Source organism: Flavobacterium magnesitis (genome assembly GCF_041729735.1).
GTDB lineage: Bacteria > Bacteroidota > Bacteroidia > Flavobacteriales > Flavobacteriaceae > Flavobacterium > Flavobacterium magnesitis.
Genome location: NZ_JBCFQK010000003.1, coordinates 223,865 through 249,826 on the forward strand (window position 1 = coordinate 223,865; position 25,962 = coordinate 249,826).

Genomic DNA, 25,962 nt, shown 5'->3' on the forward strand with positions numbered 1-25,962 from the left:
ATATAACGATTAAACAAATAACCAGTTAACCAAATACACTTTGAAATTAACTATTCTGGGCTGTTATGCGGCCACTCCACGTACATTTACTAATCCCACTTCACAGTTAATTGAAATAAAGAATCGACTTTTTCTTATTGATTGTGGCGAAGGAACCCAAGTGCAACTTCGCAAAAACAAAATCAAATTTTCTAAGATTAACCATATTTTTATCTCGCATTTACATGGAGATCATTTTTATGGATTAATTGGTTTGATTTCAACTTTTTCATTATTGAATCGAAATAACGATTTGGTTATTTATGGTCCCAAAGGAATAAAAGAAATCATATTACTGCAATTGCGATTGTCTAATTCATGGCCTAATTTTGGTTTGCATTTTCACGAATTAACCTCAAACCAAAGCGAGTTAATTTTTGAAGATGATAAAGTGATGGTGAAAACCATTCCGCTAAAACATCGTGTCTATACCAATGGATTTTTATTCGAAGAAAAAATTGCCGAACGAAAATTAAATGTAGATGCCGTTAACGAATATCAAATTGAAAAATGTTATTTCCAAAATATAAAAAACGGAAAAGATATTCTGCTGGATGATGGAACTTTGATTTCAAATGAAAAATTAACTTTCGATCCTGAAAAACCTAAAAGTTATGCTTTTTGTTCGGATACCATTTATAACGAAGCCATCATTCCAATAATAGAAAATGCAGATGTCTTGTATCACGAATCTACTTTTTTAGAATCTGAAGCAAGCCTTGCAACTAAAACCATGCATTCTACAGCCATAGAAGCAGCTACAATTGCTAAAAAAGCTCAAGTAGGTAAACTGGTCTTAGGACATTATTCGACGCGCTATGATGCTATTTCGTTATTTAAAGAAGAAGCCGAAACTATTTTCCCGAATGTGCTGTTAGCAGATGATGGAAAAAGTTTCGATTTATAGTTTTTACACTAATATTTTATAATTAAAATGCCATGGAAGATTTAAGTAATTACAGAAGATCTTATGAAAAAAGTGAATTATTAGAATCTAATATTCCGGAAGACCCAATTAATCTTTTTCATCGTTGGTTTCACGAAGTAGAAGATTTTGGAGGAAATGAAGAAGTCAATGCGATGACAGTTTCTACTTTTGGTTTGGATGGTTTTCCAAAGGCTAGGGTAGTGCTCTTAAAAAAATATAACGAAGAAGGTTTTATTTTTTATACCAATTATAATTCGGAGAAAGGAAAAGCTATTGAACAGAATCCAAATGTATGTCTTTCCTTTTTTTGGCATTCAGCCGAGCGTCAGATTATTATTAAAGGAATAGCCGAAAAAACAACTGAGAGCATTTCTGATAATTATTTCGATTCCAGACCTGACGGAAGTAAGTTAGGAGCTATAGTTTCTAATCAAAGTGAAGTAATTCCATCTCGAGAATTCTTAGAAACCAACTTAAAAGAGTTAGAGATCATTCATGATAATAAGTCCATTTTAAGACCTAAACATTGGGGTGGATATCTGGTTCGTCCGGTTGAAGTTGAATTCTGGCAAGGAAGAGCAAATCGATTGCATGATAGAATTCGCTACTCTATTCAAAATGATTATTCTTGGAAAACAGATCGATTATCACCTTAATGTAGGAAATTGAGTGTTTTTTAACAAATAAGATGTAGTTCATCGATTATTTTTGTAGTTTAACGATAAAGTGTTGTATGTTTGAGTAAGCAAAAAACAAAAATTAAAACTTATTAAAGAGTTTGTCCCCCGATCTACTTTAAACTTAAACTACTAGCTTATGAAAGTAAATTTACTCAAATTAATGTTGCTTTTACCAGTAATATTTACAATGAATTCTTGCTCTTCAGACTCTTCAGAAATAACTGAAGATTACACTACTGCTGTAATTGTTGAGAACTACGTTTACAGTGAAGCCGAGTTAGAAACTATGAAGCTGATTAATGATTACAGAATAAGTGTGGGTTTAAATCCATTAGAGAAAATTAATCATATTTCTTATAAGTCAGAAGAACACGACTATTATATGATTGATAAAAAAGTACCAAGTCACGATGGTTTTGTAGATCGTTCTAACAACATTATGAAACTTCTTGGAGCTACAACAGTAGGAGAGAACGTTGCTTATAATTATAACAGTGCTCAAGGAGCTTTTGCAGCTTGGTTAAAGAGCGAAGCTCACAAGAAAAATATAGAAGGTAATTATACTCATTTTGGAATTTCTATAAGAGAAGATGCTGCTACCGGAAAAAAATATTATACTAATATTTTTGCAAGAATTGATTAATTTGTTTGGTTTCTAAATAAAATACAAAAGAGAGTTTTTGCCCCAAATCTATTCTCTTAGTATTAGAAAAAAGAGTTTATAATCCCCAATTATAAGCTCTTTTTCTATTTTTATAAATATGTTTTCTGTTTGTGATTAAGTTATTTAGACGTCTTATTTAATCTTTTATTTAGCTTTTCTATGATGGTATTTGCTTTTTCGGTTTCGCCTATAGCGTACAGCGATTTAGCATATTGATTGTAGTGTATTGTTTTTACATCTGAAGTCATGGCAAATAATTCACCATACCATTTTGCTGCTTTTGTCATATTCAATTCGGTGTAAAAAGCATTTCCTAGTTTTTCAAATAAATCAATTGATTTATATCCTTTTTCGGCCACTCTTTCATAGGTTTTGGTAACATTTACATAAGCATATTTTTCTCCAACTTTAGTAGTAGTAAATGTTTTTGAATTTTGGGAATAGCCATTATATGACAATAGACTTGCTAACATGAAAAAAAAGATTGGGGTTACTTTCATATTATAAATTTAAAAGAGTCTCGTTTGGTTTAGTAATAGTTGTTTTGATAATTTTTGTACTTTATAAACAATAAAAAAATTATGTGTGCTAAATTTAACAGAAAAATTTAAATATTATGCACAATAAGCTTTTTTTTAATACAAATATGTAATTATTATCATTTTTATAAGATTTTATATGCTGTTTTCTAGATAACTAAGTAGAATTTTAAAAAAGGGTAATTGTTTCGTTTTATTATCGAAACTTATTGGCATAAAAAAACCTCGAATGAATTAACATTCGAGGTTTTTTGGTTATTAAAATAATTGGTAAGATTTATTATAAAGCTGTAATTATAAATTCACTTCTTCTATTCATTTGGTGTTCTTCTTCGGTACATTTTACGTTGTCAGCACATTTATTTACTAATTGTGATTCACCATATCCTTTACCAGTTAAACGATCGGCATTGATACCATTTTTAACTAACCAGCTGATAGTTGACTTAGCTCTTCTGTCAGATAAAGATTCGTTGTATTTGAAAGAAGCACGGCTATCCGTATGGGAACGAATGTCTAATTTCATAGTAGGGTATTGATTTAATACATCTAATATTTTTTCTAAATCTAAAGCTGCTTCCATTCTAATATTAGATTTATCTAAATCAAAATAAATCATTTTAATACCAAAACATTTTCCTAAATCGTCACCAAGAGTTACTTTACACTGATCTTTTTCTAATGCAATAGGCAAATAAGTTTGTCCACTTTCTTTAGCTATTGTTACTTGTTTTTCATTAGTATTATATTCTTCTTTTTCAGCTCTAACAGTGTACATTTTGCTGCATTCTACTTTAAAACGATACCCTCCATTTTGATCAGCATCAACTGTATTTAAAGCATTCATTTTATTGTCAAACAAAGTTACCTTGGCGTTAGCAAGTGCTATTCTCGAATCAAAATCGGTAATTTCTCCGTATAATTCTTGTTCGCAAATTAATTTTCGAGTTTCCGAAAACATGTAAATATCATCATATCCTAGTCCACCATCTCTATTTGAAGAAAAGAAACCTTTTCGGGTTTTGCTGTCAATAATAAAAGCAAAATCATCTTTAGGAGAGTTGGCATCCATTCCTATATTTTGTACTTTACTGAATGTTCCATCATCATTAATTTTAGACATAAATATATCTAATCCACCTACACCAGGATGTCCATCAGAGGCAAAGTAAAGTTCGTTGTCTTGGCTTACAAAAGGGAAGGTTTCTCTTCCTTCGGTATTTATAGCTGAACCTAAACTTTCAGGAGTTCCAAAAGATCCATCATCATTAATTTGTACTTTAAAAATATCTGATAATCCTAATGTTCCAGACATGTCTGAGGCAAAATACATTGTTTTTTCATCAGGACTTAGAGTAGGGTGGGCGGTACTGTAACTATCGCTAGTAAAAGGCAAAGCTTCTATATTTGTCCATTTGTCATCCTCTAATGTTGCTTTGTATAATTTAACTAAGGTAACTCCATTTTCATTTTTACCTTTTTTACCTTTCACATAATTGTTTCTTGTAAAATAAACGGTGTTTCCATCTTTAGTAAAAACTGGAGTAGCTTCGTTAAATTTAGATTTTAGTGATCTATTAAATTTAACCGGGTTGCTAGGAATATTTTCTTGACCTAAATCAGCGCTATATAAATTTGTAAAATGCTGATCTGTCCAGGTATGTTTTCTTTGTCCTAAACTTCCTGTATCTCTGGCAGAAGTAAATACAATTTTGTTGTTGTAAATAGTAGATCCATAATCAGAATATTGCGAGTTAATACCTGCGTTTTCTATTTTGTATCTCCCAGAATTTGCTTTTATTTCATCTAAATAATTGGCATTTTCTTTAAAAAGTTTTGCTCTACTATCATTGTCTGAAATTTTATCAAATTGTTCAAGGATTTGATCTGCCTTATCGTTATCACCAATAGCTCTTAGCGATTGAGCATAACGGTAATAATAACTAGGTTCAATTTGGGTATCAGGCATAGAAAATAATTCGGCATACCATTTAACTGCATTTTCTAATTCGCCATTAAAATAGTAAGCATCTCCTAGTTTTTGAAACATGGGAGCTGATTTGTATCCCTTTTCAGCAATTTTTTCATAGGTTTTTATAGCATCTATATAAGCATAGTTGTCGTACTTTTTATCGGCATTGGCCAACTTCGCTTTTTGGGAATAAATGTTAAATGAAAAAACACTTACCATAGCTATGCAAAGGAGTATATTTTTTTTCATGATAATTGTTTTTAGAAGAATCTTGGGGTTGTAATTTTATTATTGTTTTTGAAAATTTCATATCTCAAGAAAATTTCATGCGAACCAGAATTATAATTATCTAATTTGGTTGTCTCTAAATCATATCCATAACCAATGTACATTGCATCAGATACCTGGAATCCAGCCATGGCACTTACTGAAGCGCTCCAGCGGTAAGCGAGTCCCAAAGTAAATTTATCATTGAACATAAAGTTTCCAGAAACATCTACTTGTAAAGGTGCACCCTGTACCATTTTAGTTAATAAAGCAGGTTTGAATTTAAGATTGTAACTCAAATCCATTACGTAACCTGCAATGAAATAGTAATTTAATTTTTCTTTGTTCACTGCTATTTCATTATCAGCATACTGATTTGTTTCGATAAAGTTGGGAACAGAAAAACCTACATAAGCCTTATCAGAGTGAAGGTAAATACCCGCTCCAATATTAGGAGAAATTTCATTATTGAATCCTTGAAGTCTTGGATCTCCACCAACTTCAGGATTTAATTTATTAATATCTAAATTAAATAAATTAACAGAAGCTTTAAGACCAAATGAAAGTTTTACATTTTCAGAAGTAGGAATGGTGTAGGACAGGTCAGTAGAAATAGTGTTGTCACTAGTTGGTCCAATTTCATCGTTTACAATAGAAACTCCTAAACCCAATCTGCTATTGTTTAATGGAGTATTTATCGAAATAGCATTGGTTGTAGGGGCTCCATCTAATCCAACCCATTGGGTACGGTGTAAAGCAAATATACTCATTGCTCCTCTTGATCCGGCATACGCAGGATTCACATTTATAGTGTTGTACATGTATTGAGTATATTGTGCATCTTGTTGTGCATAACTTCCCATTGCAGTAAACATCAAACTGATTAGTAGTATTTTCGTTTTCATTTGACTTCTTTTTTTAAACCAGAGGTTTGTTAGAACCTCTGGCATTAGATTGGAGTTTTTTTATCTAGTAAGGTATAAATATCCTTGTTCTTTTTTAGGTATCATTTCACCTTGTAAACCAACAGCTGTATAGTTCAAGATATAGAAGTAAGTTCCAGTAGGTAATCCAGCCGATTTGTCTACTGTTACTCTTCCTTCAGAATAACCTTTGAATGAATTATTGACATTGTCATATCCTTTAGTTTCATAAACTAATATTCCCCATCTGTTGTAGATTTCTACTGTATTTTCAGGGTAACAAAGAGTATCATCAATGTTGTCGATTACAAAATTGTCATTAATGTTATCACCATTTGGAGTGAAAGCATTGTGAACAACTATAGTTCCACAACCTAAAACAAATGCTCTGTCAATAACTACTGTATCTGAACTGTTTACAGGAACATTAGTAGGCGATAATCCATCTGCTGTAGCAGTATTGGTTATTGTCTCATTTCCTAAATCAGTTTGGGTTACAATGTAATTTTCAGTGAACTCTCTAGATTCGCCAATTGTTAAATTTTCAATAACACTATTCAATCCTGTTAATGGATCACTTACAACAACTTGATGTAGGTTTACATTTCCAGTGTTTGTTACTACAATTGTATACGTTATAACCTCTCCTAAAGTATCATAATTCGTTTTATCAGCGGTTTTCACTAAAGCGATGCTTGGTGTTTGTGTTACTGGCGTTTCAGTAGGGGTATTGTTGTCTACTGTTGTTCCAGAAATATCGGTTACATCATTTCCTTTTGGATCCTGTGCCGTTGCTAAAGCTGTATTCACCACTTTACCTGCATCCACATCTGCCTGAGTAATGGTATAGGTTCCAGTAATCACAGAGCTAGAAGCACCTACCGCCAAAGTAGCAATTGGGTTTCCTGTGATAGCTAAACCTACCATTGGATCGGTTACCACTACATTAGAAAGAGTAGTGTTACCCGTGTTCGTTACAGCAAAAGTATAAGTAATCACATCACCTACGATTCCTGTTCCACCTACGCTTGCCGTTTTCACTAAAGCGATGCTTGGTGTTTGTGTTACCGGAGTTTCAGTAGGGGTATTGTTGTCTACTGTTGTTCCAGAAATATCGGTTACATCATTTCCTTTTGGATCCTGTGCCGTTGCTAAAGCTGTATTCACCACTTTACCTGCATCCACATCTGCCTGAGTAATGGTATAGGTTCCAGTAATCACAGAGCTAGAAGCACCTACCGCCAAAGTAGCAATTGGGTTTCCTGTGATAGCTAAACCTACCATTGGATCGGTTACCACTACATTAGAAAGAGTAGTGTTACCCGTGTTCGTTACAGCAAAAGTATAGGTAATCACATCACCTACGATTCCTGTTCCACCTACGCTTGCCGTTTTCACTAAAGCGATGCTTGGTGTTTGTGTTAATTCAGTAATAGTACATGTTGTACATACAGGATTAATAGGTGTACAATTTTGACAAGGAGTTGGGTCAGTCGAAGTAGCTGTTACATCTTGACCAGTTGGTGTAGTACCTTTAGCTGTAGCTAAATTATCTACTTGACCAGCATCAATATCTTCTTGTGTAATTGTATAAATAGCCGTGAAGGTATTATTATCAGAAGCACCTGATGCAAGAGTTGTAATAGGTCCTCCCATTACAGTTGCATTATTATCAGTAACTTGTATATTAGTTAAAGATACATTTCCTGTATTTTTAACTACAAATGTATAACTGATTTGATCACCTACATTAGTAATACCATCGTTATTAGTATCTACATAAGTTCCATCTTTTGTTAAACTGATTGAGCATGAGTTTATAGTTAAATTTACAGCCGTTCTAGTTTCGCTAGCACAAGTACCATTAGGATTAGAGGATTGAGCATAATAGGTTTTAGTTCCTACCCCTACTTGAGTTGGAGTTGTAGTAGTAGTTGTCCCAGTGGCTGAAGTATACCAAGTAACAATTTGTCCTTGAGGAGCTGATGCAGTAGCTGTTAGAGTATGATTTGCATTTCCATTCCAACAAACAGTTTGATCACCACCAGAAGTTGGAGCAGCAGGAGGAGGAGTAACAGTAGTAGTTAATGTACCAAAAATAAAACCATATTGATCATTACCTTTAGTTTCTAATTCAAAAGAAGAAATGTTTTCTGGTAAATAGAAAAAGGTATAACCATTAGGAGGCGCTACATTTGTAGCAGTTTTTGGATTAGATTGAAATACATATCCTGTCTCCCCCGCAACAGGTGGTGTTTTATCATTAAAATAAGAGTATTTACCATTTTTAAACGCATCAAAATTACCAATTACTTCTAATGGAACTGTGGAAGTTACTGTACCAGCAACATTAGGGTCTGATAAACCAGCAATACCAACAATATATCTATATTTATGAGTAGTAGTATTTAAACTATTTGCAGTAACCCCATAATCAAGTTTAACAGTTCTTTCTAAATTATTTTCGCTGGCATAAACTAAATCTAAATATTTTGTTTTAAACTCAGTAGGTACACCTTTTATAACAATTGTCCCAGTAATTGCATTCGGTTGGTATAACCTCCATTGAGGAGAAGGATAAGTTAGTGTGCTTTTGAAACCTTTGATTACTTCAACATTAACTCCACCATTAGGTAGTGTTGCAGGACCAAATGGTTCAACCGGGAATAACCCTTTTCCATTTCTATTTAAATCACTTACTAATTTATCTGTAGGTTCTGCAAGAACAGTGGTATAAACATTACAGGTTTCATCAAATTCACATTGATCTAAAATACCATCACCATCAGTATCAGTACCACTTAGTTTGGTAATACTAATTGGGACATTATTGGAAATACAGCTGTTTTTGGTTGCTTTTAAAGTATAAGATTGTCCTACAGTCATTCCTGTAATACCACCACCACTTACAACAGTTGGCCCACTTGGAGTAATAGTATAGCTTACTGAAGAATCATAATTAGAAATAAGTAAACTACTTGGTTGAGTACAACTAGCTGCTGTCGTTGAAATGGTTGGGGTTGCAATATTGCAGGGTGTCGTTCCATCAGGTTCTCTACAGATAGCTCCTGAGTTTACTTGTGGAGCTAAGCAATTAGTACAATTATAAACAACTCCCTGAAGAACGTTTATTCCGTTAGGATTATTAAACATTCCTGATTTACTAGAAGTACCACCACTATTTATTAAATTTAAATTTGGACCAATTTTTCCACTATTCATAGCAGCTCTGCCACTCCAAGTAATATAACCTAGTTTACCTGATCCAACAGCAGGACCTTCAATGTTACCATCATTTTGAAAGTTATCAGAAACAACAGTGGTACCTTCATTATAGTAGACACAACCTGTACCTCCTAAATTCATTGATCCCTGAACATTCACGGAACCGTAATTTTCAAATCGAGCTGTTGAAGACCCAAAATCTATTCTGCTACTACTAACAGTAAATTTACCTGTATTGATAACTTTTCCTCCTCCAAGATTAAAACCAGCAGATGAAATCATCTCACCACAGTTTACAAAAACACTCTTGTTATTACAATTATAACTATTTCCAATTAATAGTTTTCCTTGGTTTCTGAAAAAACTTTTTCCACCAATATTAATATTTGACTTAATATTAATAATAGCGTTTGCTGAACTATCAAAAGTAAAGGTTCCACTAGAATTTTGTAAACCTAAAACTCCAACGTTAAATTGGCCATTATTAGTAATGTTGTTAACTCCATTACCATTTAATGTGAAATTTGTAGTACCAGTTTCACCAGCTCTCAAAATACCTTTTGTTCCAATAGTTATATCAACATTTGCATTGATAGTTACAGATTGATTAAACTGTAATGTACCTTCAATTTCAATATAAATAGTTCCAGAAGAAGTAACATTATTCTGGATGTTAACCGTCACATTTGGAGCTATATATATAGTAGTTCCATTTTGAAAAGTAACATCTCCTAATGTAGCATTACTGTAAAAACAAACTTTTTTATTGGATTGAAAGGTATAATTACCAGAAGATGATCCAGTAATATCACATCCTCCAGATTGTGCATTCATATTTATTGAAAAATTCAATAAAAAAAATAGCCCCAAAAGGTATTTTAACAAAGAATTTTTAAATAAAAAGGGAATAGTAAAGTTTTTCATTTAGGTCTATTTTTTAATTAAATTCAGTTCAGTAAATTATAATGAGCTAAATTATCTATATATAATCTATTCCTTTTTTTTTTCTCTTCAACCGACCTAAATACTCGTTAAAATGCATTTTTTGTTGCACAACAAACCTTAAAAATCAGTTAATTTCTATTTTCTGCCCTCTGTAAACCAAAATAAATGTTAATATTATTGATAGTTTTAAGGAATAATCAATTATAAAAGCCTTTAGTAGAAAATATTAATCTTATTCGGTATAAAACATCAGTTTTACCGATAAAAAGCAAATTACTAAGTTGAAATACACTTAAAATTAATATACAAAAGCTTTTAGGTGTCTCTTAAAAACCTCTTTGTATCTATCTATTTAAAAAGTTACAAAGAAGTTAATATTTGTCTTTTTTAAGTGCATTAGAAATTTATTCCAAGATTAATTGTATCTTTCTAATTGAAGAAATTGTAAAACAGACAGTCGAAAATATAACCATATGAAAAATTTAATTTTAATTAGACATGCTAAATCCAGTTGGGATTTTCCTTTAAAAGATATAGACAGACCGCTCGAGCAAAGAGGTATGAAAGATGCGCATTTAGTGTCTTTAAATATTTTTGATTACTTGCCACAAACCTTTATTATCTGGAGTAGTATTGCTAAAAGAGCTTCAGATACAGCAATAATATTTGCGCAAAATATTTTGTATCCTATAGAAAATATTCTTTTCAAAAAGGATTTATACACATTTGATGAAAAACAATTAGAAGAAATTATTAAATCTTGTGATAATGCATTTGATAGTGTAATTCTTTTTGGGCATAATGCTGCAATTACAAATTTTGTTAATAAATTTGGAGATATATTTATTGAAAATGTTCCAACCAGTGGCTTCGTTTCTCTTCAATTTGACAGTAACCATTGGCAGGAAATAAAAAAAGGAAAAACTAAAAAAGTAATAATACCAAAAGATTTTAAATAAAAAATGTTTGATCAAAAGTATATTGATAGAGAAAAAAGTTGGTTAGCATTTAATGCCAGAGTACTTCAGGAAGCAGCAGACGATTCGGTGCCATTGTTAGATAGATTGCGATTTTTAGGAATTTTTTCGAATAATTTAGACGAATTTTTCAGGGTTCGTTTTGCGGCAATTCGTCGATTGAGTTTGTCAGGAAAAACGGGAGAAAAAATATTAGGAGGAATATCAGCACAACAATTAGTAAAAGATATTACTGAAATTGTAATCGAACATCAAACCGAAAGTTTAGCGATACTTAGGGAAATTGAAACCAAATTAGAAACCGAAAATATTTTCATCATTGATGAAAATGAAATTTCTGATGAACAAGAAATTTTCTTGAAAGATTTCTTTAATCAAACGTTAAGTCCTGAATTAGTCACTATTATATTGAATGATTTAGCCGAATTTCCTTTGTTGAAAGACAATGTAGGGTATTTGGCCATTAAATTAGTGATGAAAAAAGATGCTGCAGTACATTATGCAATCATAGAAATTCCAAAAACAACGAATCGTTTTGTAGTCTTGCCTTCTAATGACAACAAAAAATATGTGATACTTATTGATGATGTTATTCGACATAACTTATCGCGAATATTTAATATTTTTGATTACGAAAGCATCTCAGCTCACATGATAAAAATTAGTAGAGATGCTCAGTTGGATATTGATAGTGATTTGAGTAAAAGTATGCTCGAAAAAATCTCTACTAGTGTAAAAGAAAGACGAATTGGAGAGCCTGTTCGTTTTATTTATGACCAATTAATTGGAGAAGATACCTTACGGTTTTTCTTAGATAAAATGAAAATTGTTTCTACGGATAGTATCATTCCTGGAGGAAGATATCATAACAGAAGAGATTATATGGATTTTCCAAATTTAGGAAGATACGATTTGCTTTACAAGAAAAACTTACCATTACCCATTCCTGGACTGAATCTCGAAGGTAGTATTTTAGAAAAAATCAGTAAAAAAGATTATCTATTGCATGCTCCGTATCAGTCGTTTTCTTATCTAACCAAGTTTTTAAGAGAAGCAGCTTTAGATCCTAAAGTAACTTCGATAAAAATTACTTTGTATCGATTAGCTAAAAATTCGCAAATTATTAGTTCGCTAATTAATGCAGCAAAAAACGGAAAAAAAGTAACGGTACAAATAGAATTGCAAGCTCGTTTTGATGAAGCTTCGAATATTTCGTATGCCGAACAAATGCAAACTGAAGGAATTGATCTTATTTTTGGTATCAAAGGTTTAAAAGTACACAGCAAAATTTGTGTTATTGAAAGAATCGAAGAAGGAAAAAATAAACGCTATGGTTTTATTTCTACAGGTAATTTCAACGAAGCAACTGCAAAAATTTATACAGATGTAACTCTTTTTACCAGTCACCAACAAATTTTAAAAGACATTTCAAAAGTATTTGAATTTTTTAATATCAATTATAGAGTACACCGATACAAACATTTAATTGTTTCGCCACATTATACACGTTCTAAGTTTTACAAATTTATTGATCGCGAAATTTCTCATGCTTTAGCTGGTAGAAAAGCGTATATGAAATTGAAAATGAATAGTTTGTCTGATTTTGCCATGATTGATAAACTCTATGAAGCGAGCAAGGCAGGAGTAAAAATCCAATTGGAAGTGAGAGGAATTTGTTCCTTAATTCCTGGAATCAAAGGAATGAGCGAGAATATTGAAGCTATAAGTATTGTGGATAATTACTTAGAACATTCTCGAATTTATATTTTTGGAAATGGAGGTCAAACTGAAGTTTATATTTCTTCAGCCGATTTTATGACTCGAAATTTAGATGGCAGAGTCGAAGTAACTTGTCCTATTTATGATCAGGATATTAAAAACGAATTGATAGAAAATTTTGATATTGGATGGAAAGGAAATGTAAAAGCCCGTTTTCATTCTTGTAATTTAGATAATCAATACCGACCTAATGATGGACAAAATGTATTTAGAGCACAATTAGAAACGTACAAATATTACCAAAGAAAAGTAGGCATGTTAAAAGAAATTATCTTTTAGTACGATTGATAAAAATAATAAGGAAAAAGAATGATTAAAATTAAAAAATATGCCGCCATCGATATTGGATCTAATGCCATGCGTTTATTAGTTGTCAATATTGTAGAGCAAGATGGTAAGGAAACTCAATTTAATAAAAGTGCTTTAGTGCGTGTTCCTATTCGTTTAGGACAAGATGCTTTTACAGTTGGAGAAATTTCAGCAGAAAATACAGATAGAATGTGCGATGCTATGAAAGCATTTAATCTTTTAATGAAAGTGCATAAAGTAGAATCGTATAAAGCTTTTGCTACATCGGCAATGCGTGAAGCCTATAATGGAAAAGAAGTTGTAGCTCTGATCAAGAAAAAAGCCGACATAAAAATTGAAATTATAGATGGTAAAAAAGAAGCCGCCATTATTGCTTCAACTGATTTACACCATTTATTAAAAACAGATAAAACTTACTTATTTGTAGATGTTGGTGGTGGTAGTACTGAATTTACTTTGTTTTCAGATGCTAAAATAGTAGTTTCAAGATCATTCAAAGTAGGTACGGTTCGTTTACTTAATAATATGGTGAATGATATTGTATGGCAGGAAATCGAAAAATGGATTAAAATAAATACTGCCGAATTTGATGAAGTAACCTTAATAGGTTCTGGTGGGAATATCAATAAATTATTCAAAATGTCAGGCAAAATGCAAGACAAACCACTATCTTATTTATATATCAATTCTCAATATGCTTTTTTAAATTCGCTGACTTACAATCAAAGAATTTCAGAATTAGGATTGAATCCTGATCGTGCCGACGTAATTATTCCAGCTGTTCGTATTTATTTGAATGCGATGAAATGGAGTGGAGCAAGAAATATCTATGTTCCTAAAATTGGACTTTCTGATGGTATTGTAAAAGCCATGTATTTTGGAAAGATCTAGATAAAATAAAAGTCAATTTTACTTAACTATTAATATCTAATCCAAATATTGTTCTTAAAAGATCAATATTTGGATTTATTTCATGTAAGCGGTTGTATCGATCCTGATCATTTAATGCTTTTTTGATGGATACATTTTCGTTTACAATCACTTCAATATTGATGTTGTGGTTGTGCAAATGACCTCTCAAATGCCCTAAAAGTCCATTCATTTCTTTTTCGAAATCTAATTTTGAACCTTCATTTGGCAATTCGATACTAATAGTTGTCCCATTCAAAACAGGATCATTAATAAGAAGCAAGGATTCCATAATTCGGAAACCTTTATCACCTAATCTTTTGGCATAATTAGTCCATTGCAACAACATTTCTGTTTCGGTAAATTCTTCGGTTGGTAAATGAACAGTTTCTTTTACAACAATTTTTTTACTTTCTTCTAATGCTTTTTTAGCACGAATACTTGATAAGGATAATGCCGAAAATTGTGGTCCTGTTGGTTCCGGTTTTTTAGGGATTTCAGGAGCTGGAGTCGGAGCTACTGCTTCTTTTTGAGGAATTGCAGCTGTTGGGACTGAAGTTGGGGGAGTTTTAGATTGCTCAACTATAGAATAGTCGTTTTTTCTAAAATACGTTGGTGGAATTATAAAGGACTCAGCTTTTTTTTTTCTCCATCAAAAGTGATAGAGGCTAATTGCATCAAACAAAGTTCAACTAATAAACGCTGATTTTGACTTAATTTATATTTCAAATCGCATTCATTTGCAATAGCAATTCCAGTTAAAAGGAATTCCTGAGTACATTTTTGAGCCTGAACTCCGTACATTTTTTGAGCTTGTTCACCTGCTTCTAATAAACTTAAAGTAGAAGGTGTTTTACTAACCAATAAATCTCTAAAATGCGAAGCTAAACCTGATACAAAATGATGGGAATCAAATCCTTTTGCAAGAATATCATTGAAAGCCATCAATAAATCAGGGATTTTGTTTTCTAAAATTAAATCAGTTATTGTAATATAGGTTTCATAATCTAAAACATTCAGGTTTTCGGTAACTGCCTGACGGGTTAAATTACTTCCGCAATAAGAAACTACTCGGTCAAAAATAGACAAAGCATCACGCATGGCACCATCTGCTTTTTGAGCAATAATGTGCAAAGCATCATCTTCAAAAGCAATTCCTTGATTTTGGGCAACTTCAGCTAGATGTTCTTTAGCATCTTTTACGGTAATTCTTTTAAAATCAAATATTTGACAACGTGATAAAATCGTTGGAATGATTTTATGTTTTTCGGTTGTAGCCAAAATAAAAATGGCATGTTTTGGTGGTTCTTCTAATGTTTTCAAAAAAGCATTAAAAGCCGCCGATGACAACATGTGCACCTCATCAATAATATAGACTTTGTATTTTCCGGTTTGTGGCGGAATACGAACCTGATCAATCAAATTACGAATATCATCTACAGAATTGTTTGAAGCGGCATCCAATTCGAAAACATTAAAAGCAAAGTCTTCATTAGGATCATCATAACCAGGCTGGTTGATTTTTCGAGCCAGAATTCTGGCACAAGTAGTTTTTCCAACACCTCTGGGACCAGTAAATAAAAGGGCAGAAGCAAGATGATTGTTTTCTATAGCATTTAATAAAGTATTGGTAATCGCCTTTTGTCCCACAACATCATTAAATGTTTGCGGACGGTACTTGCGAGCTGATACTATAAATTGTTCCATAGAAATTTTTATTCGAAAGCAAATATAGGATTTGAAAAACCAAAAAGCAAATTCCAAATTCCAAATAAAGAGAATAGATTAATTTTTCTATTTAAAAACTATTCCTTTGTTTTATTTCTGCATTTAATACTAATATCTAACAAAATTTGGCCAGTTTCATTAATAGAATTAGCAGCAAAACCAGCAACATAAACTCCTTTTTTTCCTGATTTCGATTGGATTCCATACACAATGGCTTCATCATCAGGATTGGATTCTCCTTCATAACGATAGATGTGCTTTATTTCATAATTATTTGGATTTTTTAAAATCACATCTTCATGTTGATTGAAGTCGTAATTAAAACCATTTTCGTTTAGTTCGTCTAAAGCTTTTGAAACGGAAGCATAATGATATATTGTGTCCATAATATTGAATGTTTTAAAAGTTAGAAAAGACAAGACTTTAAATATAACCAATTTATTTCTAATGTGTTGTAAAATGCTTGTCAAAGTAGTTTTATTAGACTTGTTACCATAGTTTAATTATTGTACTTTTGCCGCACAGACCGCCTTATCGCTTTATGCTGAACTCGTTTCAGCATCTGAAAAGATTCCGAAACAAGTTCGGAATAAAGAGGAAAGTCCGGACACCACAGAGAAGCATAGCGGGTAACACCCGTCATTTCGTCTTTCGGGACGAGGTAGGACAAGTGCAACAGAAAGTATGTACAGGTAATGCTGTAGTGAAACCAGGTAAACTCTATGCGGTGAAATACCAAGTATATCAGCATTTAAGGATTTCTCGTCCGTTGTTGAAGGGTAGGTAGCTCGATCTTGTTGGTAACAACAAGGCTAGATAAATGATAAGGGTTCCGATTTATCGGGATACAGAATCCGGCTTATAGGTCTGTTTTTTTCTTTCTTTCAAAAAAGAAAACCATTAAAGAATTAATTTCCTTAATGGTTTTTATTGAGATGTTTCAATTATAATCGTTTATTCTTCATCACCATCATTTTCTAAAGAATCGCCTTCTACTTCTTGTTCTGATTCAAATTCGAAAAAACTAAAAATAGAACCGCCGTAACTTTTCTGAAAAGAGAAATTAGCTAAGTGACTCAACTTAGTATATTTTGAATGTTCGATAACCATCATTCCTTCTTCGTTCAAAATGTTTCTTTCGAAAACAAGTAAAACTACTTTTTCAAAAGTGGCTTGGTCTAATCCGTAAGGAGGATCGGCAAAAACTATGTCAAACGAAGCATTGCATTTTTCAAGAAACTTAAAAACATCACTTTTAGTTGCAGCAATTGGAAAATCGTATTCGGAAGCCGTTTGTTTGATGAATTTTACACAACCAAAATCGCCATCAACAGAAGTGATAGGCGAACTTCCGCGAGAAGCAAATTCGTAACTAATATTCCCAGTTCCGGCAAATAAGTCCAAAACTTTTAAACTATCAAAACTAAAATGATTGTTTAAAACATTAAACAAAGCTTCTTTGGACATATCGGTTGTAGGGCGAACGGGTAAACCTTTTGGTGGGCTAATGCGTCTTCCTTTGTATTTTCCTGAAATGATTCTCATGAGTTGAAAAGTATAAAATGATTTCTGTTTTCGGCCTCAGAAAAATAATTATTCCATCGTAAATCTTCCACATCAAGAAGTGAAACATTACGAATGTATTTGTAAGCCATTTTAAAAAACAGACTTTCGGCAGTAATGTTCCCAATTAATTCCAAAGGGAAATTTTCGGGATTCATATTCAGTTGTTCGGCAGTGAACAAAATGTAATAAATAAAATCTTCGGGAGTTTGGTATTCAAAAGAATTAAACAATAACAACTTTTGGTTTTGAATCACCACAATTTCAAAATGAGTGGAACTAAAATGAACCATCATTTTTTTAGTGTCTACATTTTTGGATGCATCCAATAATTTAGTGACCAAAATACTGTTGGCATGTTTGTACTCGAAAGAACCAAATTTGTCTATAAAGAAATTATTCATATTCACATACGGAATATAAACGGCATTGATTTCGTAATTGCTGATTTCGTCAAAAGCAAAAAAATCAGTTTCAAAAACTTTGGTATTGTATTGCAAATAACTTCCCAGATAATTTTCGTCAAAAAGTGGCGTAGGAACAAAAGTCGATAGATTGTTGTTGTGAATTACAAGAACGTCATCGTATTGTTCATTCAGTTCCGAATGTTCTGCAAAAGCATTCGCAAACAAATCTTCTATTTTTAAATTTTTCTCGAAAGGATCAAAATGGATTTCCTTGAATGATGAAACGGTATTGTTCAGCGTGTCAAAACAGCAAAAAGAAAGCCCAGTCAAGGAAACCTGAATGGAGAGTTTTTTATATTTCTTTTCGGTAATGTCCATTAATGATATGTTTTTTCTGAATGGCAAACTTACAAATTTAAATAGCAATGGCAATGGCAAAAATCAATTTCAATAGTAATGTAGTTGCCAAAAGTTTTACCGCAAAGAGTCGCGAAGGAAGCGCGAAGACTCGCTAAATTTTTTGTCATTACGTAGGAATCTATACATTTTATGTCAATTGTTCTTTGAGATTCCTACGGAATGACAAACTGTGAGGAAAAAGAGTAATAGTAAAAGCAATGACAATTAGGAAAAATAATCTAGTTAAACCTCTTGAATCAGTATTGAAATTAAGATTGATTTTTGCCATTACCATTGTCATTGCTTTTTGAAATTGTCATTTATTAAACGTAATTTGCAACAAAATAATAACAATGATTTCCTCCCAGTTTTACAGTCTTTTAAAAAATAAATTTCCTTTTTCTCCTACTTATAATCAGGATATTTTTTTTCAGAAGATTGCCATCTTTTTGACAGAAACTACTAATGATAGCATTTTTGTTCTTAAAGGATATGCTGGAACGGGAAAAACTACGGTGATTTCAACTATTGTAAATAACCTTTTAGAGATTAATAAAAAGTATGTTTTATTGGCACCAACAGGTCGTGCAGCTAAAGTGATTGCTAATTATTCGAACAAAGCTGCTTTTACAATTCATAAGAAAATTTATTTTCCTAAGAAAAATTCGGGTGGTGGTGTGTCTTTTACGTTGCAACAAAACAAACATAAAAATACCATTTTTATAGTCGATGAAGCTTCGATGATTTCAGATGTCGATTCCGATTCTAAGATGTATGCCAATGGTTCTTTGCTTGACGATTTGATTTCGTATGTTTATTCAGGAACCAATTGCAAGATGATTCTTTTAGGAGATACGGCTCAGTTACCTCCTGTAAATTTAGATATCAGTCCCGCATTAGACATTCGTACATTAAGTATGAACTATAATAAGGAAGTTGATTATATTGAACTCGACGAAGTCATGCGTCAGGAAGAGAGTTCCGGGATTTTGCATAATGCTACGGAACTTCGGGAATTATTAAAAGATTCCTTCATTACCGATTTTCAGTTTAATGTTCGAAAGTTCAAAGATATCGTTCGATTAATAGATGGTTACGATATTCAGGATGCGATCAATTCGGCTTACAGTAATTATAGTATCGAAGATACTGCCTTTATTGTCCGTTCGAATAAAAGAGCGAATCAATATAATGAGCAAATTAGAACTAAAATTTTGGATAAAGAAAGTGAATTATCCACGGGGGATTTTTTGATGGTGGTCAAGAACAACTATTTTTGGTTGAAAGAATCTGACGAAGCAGGTTTTATTGCCAATGGTGATATTATCGAAATTTTGGAGATTTTTAATATTAAAGAATTGTACGGATTTAAGTTTGCCAAAGTAAAAATCCGAATGGTTGATTATCCCAATCAGATTCCGTTTGAAACCGTTTTATTATTGGACACCATAAAAAGTGAATCACCATCCTTGACTTACGAAGAATCAAACCGATTGTATCAGGAAGTTCTAAAAGATTACGAAGGCGAAACCAAATTCAAGCAATTCCAAAAAGTAAAAGCCAACGAATATTTCAACGGACTTCAGGTGAAATTTTCTTATGCCATTACTTGTCACAAATCGCAAGGAGGGCAATGGAATACGGTTTTTATAGAACAACCGTATTTGCCTAATGGAATTGACCGAGATTACATTCGATGGTTGTATACCGCCATGACTCGTGCTAAAAACAAATTGTATCTAATAGGATTTAAAGACGAAAGTTTTGTGGATTAATTTTATTAATTTGAAACATTAAGGAATTAAGATTTATTAAGTAGTAAGAATAATTTATTGTCATATAAAAAATATTGTTTTACCTTATATGGTCTTATTTATAAAAACATATAAATTACAAACTTGGTATAAGATAAAGTCAAAAACGTATATGACTTATATGGTTTTTAAAGAGGGCATTATTTTGTTTCTATTTTAAGAAGTAACATTAAAACCTTAATAACCTTAATTTCTTCATGGTAAAAAAAAGCAAAACAACAATTGTTGATTAATTTTTACCAATGGTAGCTTCACGATGTTGAATACCCCATTCCAACATTTTATCAAGAACATCACTCAATAATTTTCCTGATTCGGTCAATTCATATTCAACAGTAATTGGAGTTGTATCATAAACGGTACGTTTGACTATTCCGTTCATTTCTAAATCTTTCAATTCTTTGGATAACATTCGTGGAGTGATTTTTGAAATATTCCGTTGAATATCTGTAAAACGTCTTTTTTCAAATAATAACGAACCTATAATAGGTAATTTCCATTTTCCGCTAATTACATTTAAAGTATCATTAACTGCTAATACAAATTGTATCGGGCAGGCTTTCGCTTCTCTAAAACTAATTACATTTTCCATTTCCATAATCTATTGATTTTACTGTTAGTATACTAAAGTATATCAGTATATTTTAGTGTGTTACTATATTTTATATAGCAAATGTAATTATCTTTGACTAAATATTAATGATAAATCTTAAAAAATGAATACAAAAATTTTAATTACAGGTGCTACAGGAAATTTCGGGAGATCAACAATCGATTTTTTATTGAATAAAGGAATTGCTGCGAATACTATTTCGGCTTTGGTTAGAGATGAAGCAAAAGCATCAGACTTGGCGGCAAAAGGAATCAATTTGAAAATAGGAGATTATGATAATTATGATTCTTTGTTGTCAGCATTTCAAGGAATCGATAAATTGTTATTGGTTTCCGGAACCGATTTAGTAAACCGTAGCAAGCAACAATTGAATGCAGTTAAAGCAGCAAAAGAAGCTGGAGTTAAACACATTTTATATACCAGTTTTGAGCGTAAAAATGAGACTAAAACTTCTCCGATTGCTTTTTTAGCTCAATCGCATATTGATACTGATAATGCTATCAAAACAAGTGGAATCAATTATACTATTTTTAGAAATAATTTGTATCTGGATGTACTGCCAATGTTCCTTGGAGAAAAAGTACTAGAACAAGGAATCTTTTTCCCTGCTGGTGAAGGTCAGGCTGCTTATGTTTCTAGAAATGATTTAGCTGAAGCAGCGGCGAATGTTTTAAGTTCAGCAGGGCATGAAAACAAAGAATACGCTACGAATAATGTTGAAAATTATTCGATGCAAAATGTTGCGGATACTTTGAGTGAAATAACCAATTCAACAGTTAGTTATACAAGTCCAAGTGCAGAAGTATATTCAGATGTTTTGACAAAAGCAGGTGTTCCTGGAGAATATATCGGAATGTTTGTTGGTTTTGCTGAAGCGATTAAACAAGGAGAGTTTTATACCGAATCCAGTGATTTAGAAAAATTATTAGATAGAAAACCGACAACTTTAGCTAATTTTTTGAAAGAGGTTTATTCTAAATAAAAAATCACACAATTACAGTTTTATTAACCACAAATTACACCTATTATATGTGTGTTAATTTGTGGTTATGCTATTTTAGAAACAATAAAAAGTCTGCTAGAAACTTTAGGAGCTAAATTTCTTAATGGTAAAAAAGATTTAAATATATTTGTTTATGAACACACTCAACGACCTACATAAAATTTCAAGCACTTTTTCGAATACCGAAAAAATGCCCGTTTTGTTTCTGGGACATGGAAATCCGATGAATGCCATTGAAGAAAATCAATTTGTGGCTGGTTTTAGAAATATGGCTAAAACGTTGCCGCAGCCGAATGCTATTTTGTGTATTTCGGCACATTGGTTTACAAAAGGAACTAAAGTTACCGCAATGGAAATGCCTCGAACGATTCATGACTTTAGTGGTTTTCCTAAAGAATTGTTTGCAGTGCAATATCCTGCCAAAGGCAATCCTGAGTTGGCTTTGGAAACTTCACAATTGTTATTACCAACAGAAGTTGAACTCGATCACGAATGGGGATTGGATCACGGAGCCTGGAGTGTCATTAAACATTTGTATCCCGAAGCTAATGTTCCCGTAATTCAGTTGAGCATTGATTATTCAAAATCGCCTCAATACCATTTTGAGTTGGCACAAAAATTAAGTGCTTTGCGACATAAAGGAATCCTTATTATAGGTAGCGGAAATATTGTACACAATTTACGACTAGTTGATTTCTACAATATGGACATAGATAACTATGGTTTTGATTGGGCAATTGAAGCCAGAGAAAAAGTGAACTCCTATTTATTAGGCGGTAATTTCCAAGCCTTGATTGATTATGAAAAACATGGACAAGCTTTACAACTTGCTATTCCTACACCAGAACATTATTTACCGTTGATTTATACTTTGGGATTAAAAGAAAAGCAAGAAGAATTGAGTTTGTTTAATGATAAATTATTAGGAGGTTCTTTGAGTATGACTTCGGTGAAGATTGTGTAGAATTATATTTTAAGAATTTTTGGTTTTTAAAACGGTTTGATTTTTTATTTATCTTTGTAAGATTAAAACGCGTTATTATGAGTACAATAACTATTGAAGTCGATGAAAAACACCTTTCATTTGTAAAAACACTTTTGGAACATCTAAAAGGAGTTAAAAATATTACTGTACAAGAAAATGAAAGTCCTTATAATACTGATTTTGTAAAATCAGTTCAAGAAGGTAGAGAAGAATACAAGCGAGGCGAATGTACTACTATCTCTACTGAAGATTTATGGAAGTAAAATTCACTAAAAAGGCAGTTGAGCATTTAGAATTTTGGAAAAGATCAGGAAACAAATCCGTTCAAAAAAAGATTCAACTTCTAATTGAAGACATAATTAAAACTCCATTTAAGGGAATTGGTAAACCTGAAGCATTGAAATATAATTTGCTAGGAACTTGGTCAAGAAAAATAAATGAAGAACATCGTTTAGTTTATGAAATTCCAGAAGAAGATATTTTATTAGTACATAGTTTAAAAGGACATTATACTGATTTAGATATTTAAACAAACCTCACTCTAATTAAGTGGGGTTTGTTTTTTTGTTATCTTGAGCCGATTTTGTTTAAGATGTTTTATGAAAAATCTTATATTTGATTTCAGATACAAATTTTGTAGAAAACTAAAATTATAATTAAACATGGCAAAACCAAGAATTTTCATTAGTTCTACTTTTTATGATTTAAAATATATTAGAACGGAAATTGATCAATTTTTAGAAAGCTTAGGTTATCAGCCTATAAGAAATGAAGAAGGAGATATTCCTTATGGTAAAGATGATGCATTAGAGGAATATTGTTATAAAGAAATTCAAAATATTGATATTCTAATCTCTATAATTGGAGGGCGATTTGGAACAGAATCAAAAAGTAAAGATTTGTCAATTTCAAATTTAGAATTAAAAATTGCTCTTCAAGAAAATAAACAAGTTTATATTTTTATTGAAAAAAATGTACTTGCTGAATTTGAAACTTTTTTACTTAATAAAGAGCAACCTATAAAATACAAGCATGTGGATGATGTTAGGATTTATCAATTTATAGAAGAAATTAAGTCATTACCTAATAACAATAATATTAAAGGTTTTGAAACAAATTCGGATATAATATTTTATTTGAAAGAACAATTTGCAGGTCTGTTTCAAAGATTTTTACAAAATCAGTCTAGAATAAAAGAAATAAGTTTAATAAATAAGCTAGACTCAACTTCTAAAACATTAAATCAGTTAGTAAATTTTTTAAGTCAAGAAAACAAAGAAAACACCGAAGAAGTTAATAGAATTTTAATGATAAATCATCCTTTAGTTGAGGAAATTAAAGAATATTTACGAATCGATTATTTATTTTACATACAGGAATTATTAGATGTTGAAAATCTTTTAAAAGCTAGATCTTTTAATGGAATTAATTCTGATGCGAAATATTGGAATTTTGAACATATTAGAAGGAATAAGAAACAAAAGCTTTCAATTTCAAGAGAGATTTTTGATGATGATATGAAATTAAAATTTTATAAGAAAACAGATTGGAAAAAAAGTTTTGTTAAGTTTATTGAGGAGGAGGATGAAGATGATGATTTGCCTTTTTAAGTTTAATAAAATAAAATTAAGAATTAATAAATTTGCTTGCAATTCGATTTAGAATTTAGAACTAATAAAATTTAAAATATATCTTTGCGCCTTAGTGCCTTTGTGGCAAACAGTCATAACATGAAAATAATAGCAGTCATTCCCGCCCGTTACGCCTCTACACGATTTCACGCTAAGTTAATGCAGGATCTTGGAGGGAAAACAGTCATTTTAAGAACCTATGAAGCCGCAGTAAACACCCATTTGTTTGATGATGTTTTTGTGGTTACAGATTCTAATTTAATTTTTGACGAAATTGTAGTTCATGGCGGAAAAGCCATTATGAGTATCAAAGAACACGAATCGGGGAGTGACCGAATTGCTGAAGCGGTTGAAAATCTGGATGTGGATATTGTAATCAATGTTCAGGGAGACGAACCTTTTATTAATGCCGAACCTTTAAAAGAGGTAATTGAAGTTTTTAAAAATGACGTGGATAAAAAAGTAGATTTGGCTTCATTGATGTATGAAATCAAAGACGAGGAGGAAATCAATAATCCTAATAATGTGAAAGTGGTGTTGAACCAAAATAATTTTGCATTGTATTTTTCGCGTTCGGTAATTCCGTATCCAAGAGAGCAAAATGTAGGTGTTCGCTATATGAAACACATCGGAGTCTATGCTTTTAGAAAACAAGCCTTATTGGATTTTTATCATTTGCCAATGAAATCTTTGGAAGCTTCTGAAAAATTAGAACAACTGCGTTATTTGGAATTTGGTAAACAAATCAAAATGGTTGAAACAACTCATGCCGGAATTGGTATTGATACCAAAGAGGATTTAGAAAAAGCCCGAAAAATAGTTTAGTTTTAAACAAACGTTATATTTTGCCACCAATTCACGAATTGAAAATAAAATTTATGAATTCGTGGCTTTATTTTATACAGCTGCGTTTTTTCTTGATTTTGCTTAATTCAATTTCAAACTAATTTTTCAATAACAATTAATTCATTGTGATTTTCGACTCTTGGAATTGATTTTATAGCAAAATCTTCTTTTTTGAATTCGCTTATTAATTTATGATTGCGAAGATTTTCGGCTTGGTTTAATAGCATTGTATTAAAAAGTATAAAACCTTTACTTTTTAACAGAAAGCAAATTCGGTCAATAAAAAAAGATTCGAAAAGAAAATTTGGCATTTTAGTATCCTGAAAAATATCAACTACAATCAAGTCATATTTTTCAGTAGTTTTCAAAACAAATTCAAAAGCATCATCAATTATAATTTGAAGTTGCGGAATTTTATTTAGATTAAAAAACTGATTGGCCATTTTAATAATTTCCGAATCAATTTCAACTCCTGTCATTTTTCCTTTGAACTGAATGTCGTCAACTAAAGTTTTGATGACACTTCCTCCAGCAACGCCAAGGACTAAAATATGTTCCATTTTTTTTATTTTGGCAAAGCCAATATTTTTTAAGCCTAATTTCAAAATGCGTTGCAAACTTCCATAAGAATAATTGGTGTTTAGTGAGTCCATCACTAAATTGCCATTTGCCCAGGTAATTTCTAAAGATTTGCTTAAAGCTGATTGTTGACTGTAAATTTTTATTGGATAGAAATAGCTCAGTAATCGTTTTAACATACATGGGATTTTCTCAAAAATAACTTTTATATTTTATATTTTAAAATTTTACAATTTAA

Annotated in this window: 24 protein-coding genes and 1 other RNA gene; 14 read left to right on the forward strand and 11 right to left on the reverse strand. The window is 31.6% G+C overall.

Features of this window, described 5'->3' with window-relative positions:
- Positions 1–40: 40 nt before the first annotated feature.
- From AAGV33_RS03820 to AAGV33_RS03830, 3 genes are all read left to right on the forward strand, one after another.
- Positions 41–946: a ribonuclease Z gene (locus tag AAGV33_RS03820; protein WP_373390625.1), complete on the forward strand. Its 906-nt coding sequence runs from the start codon at positions 41–43 to the stop codon at positions 944–946.
- Positions 947–978: 32 nt separating this feature from the next.
- Positions 979–1,623, forward strand: a complete 645-nt coding sequence (pdxH, locus tag AAGV33_RS03825; protein ID WP_373390626.1) for a pyridoxamine 5'-phosphate oxidase — start codon at positions 979–981, stop codon at positions 1,621–1,623.
- Between the two features lie 160 nt (positions 1,624–1,783).
- Positions 1,784–2,290 carry a CAP domain-containing protein gene (locus AAGV33_RS03830; protein ID WP_373390627.1) on the forward strand — a complete coding sequence of 169 codons (507 nt, stop codon included), beginning with the start codon at positions 1,784–1,786 and terminating at the stop codon, positions 2,288–2,290.
- A gap of 140 nt (positions 2,291–2,430) precedes the next feature.
- Here AAGV33_RS03830 and AAGV33_RS03835 read toward each other — a convergent pair whose 3' ends face one another.
- The 4 genes from AAGV33_RS03835 to AAGV33_RS03850 form a co-directional block, all read right to left on the reverse strand.
- Entirely contained in the window at positions 2,431–2,784 is a 354-nt protein-coding gene (locus tag AAGV33_RS03835) for a flagellar motor protein MotB (RefSeq protein ID WP_373390628.1), read from the reverse strand.
- A gap of 346 nt (positions 2,785–3,130) precedes the next feature.
- Positions 3,131–5,071, reverse strand: a complete 1,941-nt coding sequence (locus AAGV33_RS03840; protein ID WP_373390629.1) for an OmpA family protein — start codon at positions 5,069–5,071, stop codon at positions 3,131–3,133.
- Positions 5,072–5,082: 11 nt separating this feature from the next.
- On the reverse strand, positions 5,083–5,994 hold the full coding sequence (locus AAGV33_RS03845; RefSeq protein WP_373390630.1) for a PorP/SprF family type IX secretion system membrane protein: 912 nt from the start codon (positions 5,992–5,994) through the stop codon (positions 5,083–5,085).
- 60 nt (positions 5,995–6,054) lie between these two features.
- Positions 6,055–10,071 carry a DUF7507 domain-containing protein gene (locus AAGV33_RS03850; protein ID WP_373390631.1) on the reverse strand — a complete coding sequence of 1,339 codons (4,017 nt, stop codon included), beginning with the start codon at positions 10,069–10,071 and terminating at the stop codon, positions 6,055–6,057.
- Positions 10,072–10,655: 584 nt separating this feature from the next.
- Between AAGV33_RS03850 and AAGV33_RS03855 the strand changes: the two genes are divergently transcribed.
- Genes AAGV33_RS03855 through AAGV33_RS03865 form a run of 3 tightly spaced genes read left to right on the forward strand, consistent with a single transcriptional unit; the run spans position 10,656 to position 14,138 of the window.
- Positions 10,656–11,141, forward strand: coding sequence for a SixA phosphatase family protein (locus AAGV33_RS03855; RefSeq protein WP_373390632.1), 486 nt, complete (start codon positions 10,656–10,658; stop codon positions 11,139–11,141).
- 3 nt (positions 11,142–11,144) lie between these two features.
- A complete protein-coding gene (gene ppk1 / locus AAGV33_RS03860; RefSeq protein ID WP_373390633.1) occupies positions 11,145–13,217 on the forward strand; it encodes a polyphosphate kinase 1 in 2,073 nt (690 codons plus the stop codon).
- Positions 13,218–13,247: 30 nt separating this feature from the next.
- Positions 13,248–14,138: a Ppx/GppA phosphatase family protein gene (locus AAGV33_RS03865; RefSeq protein WP_373390634.1), complete on the forward strand. Its 891-nt coding sequence runs from the start codon at positions 13,248–13,250 to the stop codon at positions 14,136–14,138.
- A gap of 22 nt (positions 14,139–14,160) precedes the next feature.
- On the opposite strand, the gene AAGV33_RS03870 is transcribed toward AAGV33_RS03865, so the two are convergent.
- From AAGV33_RS03870 to AAGV33_RS03880, 3 genes are all read right to left on the reverse strand, one after another.
- Positions 14,161–14,505 (reverse strand): DNA polymerase III, encoded by a 345-nt coding sequence (locus AAGV33_RS03870; RefSeq protein ID WP_373390635.1) that lies wholly within the window; start codon positions 14,503–14,505, stop codon positions 14,161–14,163.
- A gap of 272 nt (positions 14,506–14,777) precedes the next feature.
- Entirely contained in the window at positions 14,778–15,863 is a 1,086-nt protein-coding gene (gene dnaX / locus AAGV33_RS03875; protein WP_373390636.1) for a DNA polymerase III subunit gamma/tau, read from the reverse strand.
- A 98-nt stretch (positions 15,864–15,961) separates the two neighbouring features.
- The gene (locus AAGV33_RS03880; RefSeq protein ID WP_373390637.1) at positions 15,962–16,270 is read right to left on the reverse strand and encodes a hypothetical protein; all 309 of its coding nucleotides are present in this window, start codon (positions 16,268–16,270) and stop codon (positions 15,962–15,964) included.
- 132 nt (positions 16,271–16,402) lie between these two features.
- Here AAGV33_RS03880 and rnpB point away from each other — a divergent pair.
- Positions 16,403–16,762: RNase P RNA component class A (gene rnpB / locus AAGV33_RS03885), an RNA gene on the forward strand.
- Between the two features lie 76 nt (positions 16,763–16,838).
- On the opposite strand, the gene AAGV33_RS03890 is transcribed toward rnpB, so the two are convergent.
- The gene (locus tag AAGV33_RS03890) at positions 16,839–17,429 is read right to left on the reverse strand and encodes an RsmD family RNA methyltransferase (RefSeq protein ID WP_373390638.1); all 591 of its coding nucleotides are present in this window, start codon (positions 17,427–17,429) and stop codon (positions 16,839–16,841) included.
- Positions 17,426–18,232 carry a DUF3822 family protein gene (locus tag AAGV33_RS03895; RefSeq protein ID WP_373390639.1) on the reverse strand — a complete coding sequence of 269 codons (807 nt, stop codon included), beginning with the start codon at positions 18,230–18,232 and terminating at the stop codon, positions 17,426–17,428. The genes AAGV33_RS03890 and AAGV33_RS03895 overlap by 4 nt, the downstream gene beginning before the upstream one ends.
- A 374-nt stretch (positions 18,233–18,606) precedes the next feature.
- On the opposite strand from AAGV33_RS03895, the gene AAGV33_RS03900 reads away from it, so the two are divergent.
- Positions 18,607–20,028, forward strand: coding sequence for an ATP-dependent DNA helicase (locus tag AAGV33_RS03900; RefSeq protein ID WP_373390640.1), 1,422 nt, complete (start codon positions 18,607–18,609; stop codon positions 20,026–20,028).
- A 268-nt stretch (positions 20,029–20,296) separates the two neighbouring features.
- On the opposite strand, the gene AAGV33_RS03905 is transcribed toward AAGV33_RS03900, so the two are convergent.
- Positions 20,297–20,665, reverse strand: a complete 369-nt coding sequence (locus AAGV33_RS03905) for a winged helix-turn-helix transcriptional regulator (RefSeq protein WP_373390641.1) — start codon at positions 20,663–20,665, stop codon at positions 20,297–20,299.
- Between the two features lie 118 nt (positions 20,666–20,783).
- Between AAGV33_RS03905 and AAGV33_RS03910 the strand changes: the two genes are divergently transcribed.
- From AAGV33_RS03910 to kdsB, 6 genes are all read left to right on the forward strand, one after another.
- Positions 20,784–21,662 (forward strand): SDR family oxidoreductase, encoded by an 879-nt coding sequence (locus tag AAGV33_RS03910; protein WP_373390642.1) that lies wholly within the window; start codon positions 20,784–20,786, stop codon positions 21,660–21,662.
- A gap of 154 nt (positions 21,663–21,816) precedes the next feature.
- Positions 21,817–22,647 (forward strand): 4,5-DOPA-extradiol-dioxygenase, encoded by an 831-nt coding sequence (ygiD, locus tag AAGV33_RS03915; RefSeq protein ID WP_373390643.1) that lies wholly within the window; start codon positions 21,817–21,819, stop codon positions 22,645–22,647.
- 77 nt (positions 22,648–22,724) lie between these two features.
- Entirely contained in the window at positions 22,725–22,931 is a 207-nt protein-coding gene (locus AAGV33_RS03920) for a DUF2683 family protein (protein WP_373390644.1), read from the forward strand.
- Entirely contained in the window at positions 22,922–23,197 is a 276-nt protein-coding gene (locus AAGV33_RS03925; protein ID WP_373390645.1) for a Txe/YoeB family addiction module toxin, read from the forward strand. Before AAGV33_RS03920 ends, AAGV33_RS03925 begins: the two co-directional genes overlap by 10 nt.
- Positions 23,198–23,330: 133 nt before the next feature.
- A complete protein-coding gene (locus AAGV33_RS03930; protein ID WP_373390646.1) occupies positions 23,331–24,278 on the forward strand; it encodes a DUF4062 domain-containing protein in 948 nt (315 codons plus the stop codon).
- Between the two features lie 120 nt (positions 24,279–24,398).
- Positions 24,399–25,124, forward strand: a complete 726-nt coding sequence (kdsB, locus tag AAGV33_RS03935) for a 3-deoxy-manno-octulosonate cytidylyltransferase (protein WP_373390647.1) — start codon at positions 24,399–24,401, stop codon at positions 25,122–25,124.
- 113 nt (positions 25,125–25,237) lie between these two features.
- Here kdsB and AAGV33_RS03940 read toward each other — a convergent pair whose 3' ends face one another.
- A complete protein-coding gene (locus tag AAGV33_RS03940) occupies positions 25,238–25,903 on the reverse strand; it encodes a spermidine synthase (RefSeq protein ID WP_373390648.1) in 666 nt (221 codons plus the stop codon).
- Positions 25,904–25,962 lie beyond the last annotated feature (59 nt).

Excerpts from the sequence above, each read along its gene's own strand:
- pdxH (WP_373390626.1), top strand. The coding sequence starts at position 979 with ATGGAAGATTTAAGTAATTACAGAAGATCTTATGAAAAAAGTGAATTA.
- AAGV33_RS03830 (WP_373390627.1), top strand. The coding sequence starts at position 1,784 with ATGAAAGTAAATTTACTCAAATTAATGTTGCTTTTACCAGTAATATTT.
- AAGV33_RS03835 (WP_373390628.1), bottom strand. The coding sequence starts at position 2,784 with ATGTTAGCAAGTCTATTGTCATATAATGGCTATTCCCAAAATTCAAAA.
- AAGV33_RS03840 (WP_373390629.1), bottom strand. The coding sequence starts at position 5,071 with ATGAAAAAAAATATACTCCTTTGCATAGCTATGGTAAGTGTTTTTTCA.
- AAGV33_RS03845 (WP_373390630.1), bottom strand. The coding sequence starts at position 5,994 with ATGAAAACGAAAATACTACTAATCAGTTTGATGTTTACTGCAATGGGA.
- AAGV33_RS03850 (WP_373390631.1), bottom strand. The coding sequence starts at position 10,071 with ATGAATGCACAATCTGGAGGATGTGATATTACTGGATCATCTTCTGGT.
- AAGV33_RS03855 (WP_373390632.1), top strand. The coding sequence starts at position 10,656 with ATGAAAAATTTAATTTTAATTAGACATGCTAAATCCAGTTGGGATTTT.
- ppk1 (WP_373390633.1), top strand. The coding sequence starts at position 11,145 with ATGTTTGATCAAAAGTATATTGATAGAGAAAAAAGTTGGTTAGCATTT.
- AAGV33_RS03865 (WP_373390634.1), top strand. The coding sequence starts at position 13,248 with ATGATTAAAATTAAAAAATATGCCGCCATCGATATTGGATCTAATGCC.
- AAGV33_RS03870 (WP_373390635.1), bottom strand. The coding sequence starts at position 14,505 with ATGTTGTTGCAATGGACTAATTATGCCAAAAGATTAGGTGATAAAGGT.
- dnaX (WP_373390636.1), bottom strand. The coding sequence starts at position 15,863 with ATGGAACAATTTATAGTATCAGCTCGCAAGTACCGTCCGCAAACATTT.
- AAGV33_RS03880 (WP_373390637.1), bottom strand. The coding sequence starts at position 16,270 with ATGGACACAATATATCATTATGCTTCCGTTTCAAAAGCTTTAGACGAA.
- AAGV33_RS03890 (WP_373390638.1), bottom strand. The coding sequence starts at position 17,429 with ATGAGAATCATTTCAGGAAAATACAAAGGAAGACGCATTAGCCCACCA.
- AAGV33_RS03895 (WP_373390639.1), bottom strand. The coding sequence starts at position 18,232 with ATGGACATTACCGAAAAGAAATATAAAAAACTCTCCATTCAGGTTTCC.
- AAGV33_RS03900 (WP_373390640.1), top strand. The coding sequence starts at position 18,607 with ATGATTTCCTCCCAGTTTTACAGTCTTTTAAAAAATAAATTTCCTTTT.
- AAGV33_RS03905 (WP_373390641.1), bottom strand. The coding sequence starts at position 20,665 with ATGGAAATGGAAAATGTAATTAGTTTTAGAGAAGCGAAAGCCTGCCCG.
- AAGV33_RS03910 (WP_373390642.1), top strand. The coding sequence starts at position 20,784 with ATGAATACAAAAATTTTAATTACAGGTGCTACAGGAAATTTCGGGAGA.
- ygiD (WP_373390643.1), top strand. The coding sequence starts at position 21,817 with ATGAACACACTCAACGACCTACATAAAATTTCAAGCACTTTTTCGAAT.
- AAGV33_RS03920 (WP_373390644.1), top strand. The coding sequence starts at position 22,725 with ATGAGTACAATAACTATTGAAGTCGATGAAAAACACCTTTCATTTGTA.
- AAGV33_RS03925 (WP_373390645.1), top strand. The coding sequence starts at position 22,922 with ATGGAAGTAAAATTCACTAAAAAGGCAGTTGAGCATTTAGAATTTTGG.
- AAGV33_RS03930 (WP_373390646.1), top strand. The coding sequence starts at position 23,331 with ATGGCAAAACCAAGAATTTTCATTAGTTCTACTTTTTATGATTTAAAA.
- kdsB (WP_373390647.1), top strand. The coding sequence starts at position 24,399 with ATGAAAATAATAGCAGTCATTCCCGCCCGTTACGCCTCTACACGATTT.
- AAGV33_RS03940 (WP_373390648.1), bottom strand. The coding sequence starts at position 25,903 with ATGTTAAAACGATTACTGAGCTATTTCTATCCAATAAAAATTTACAGT.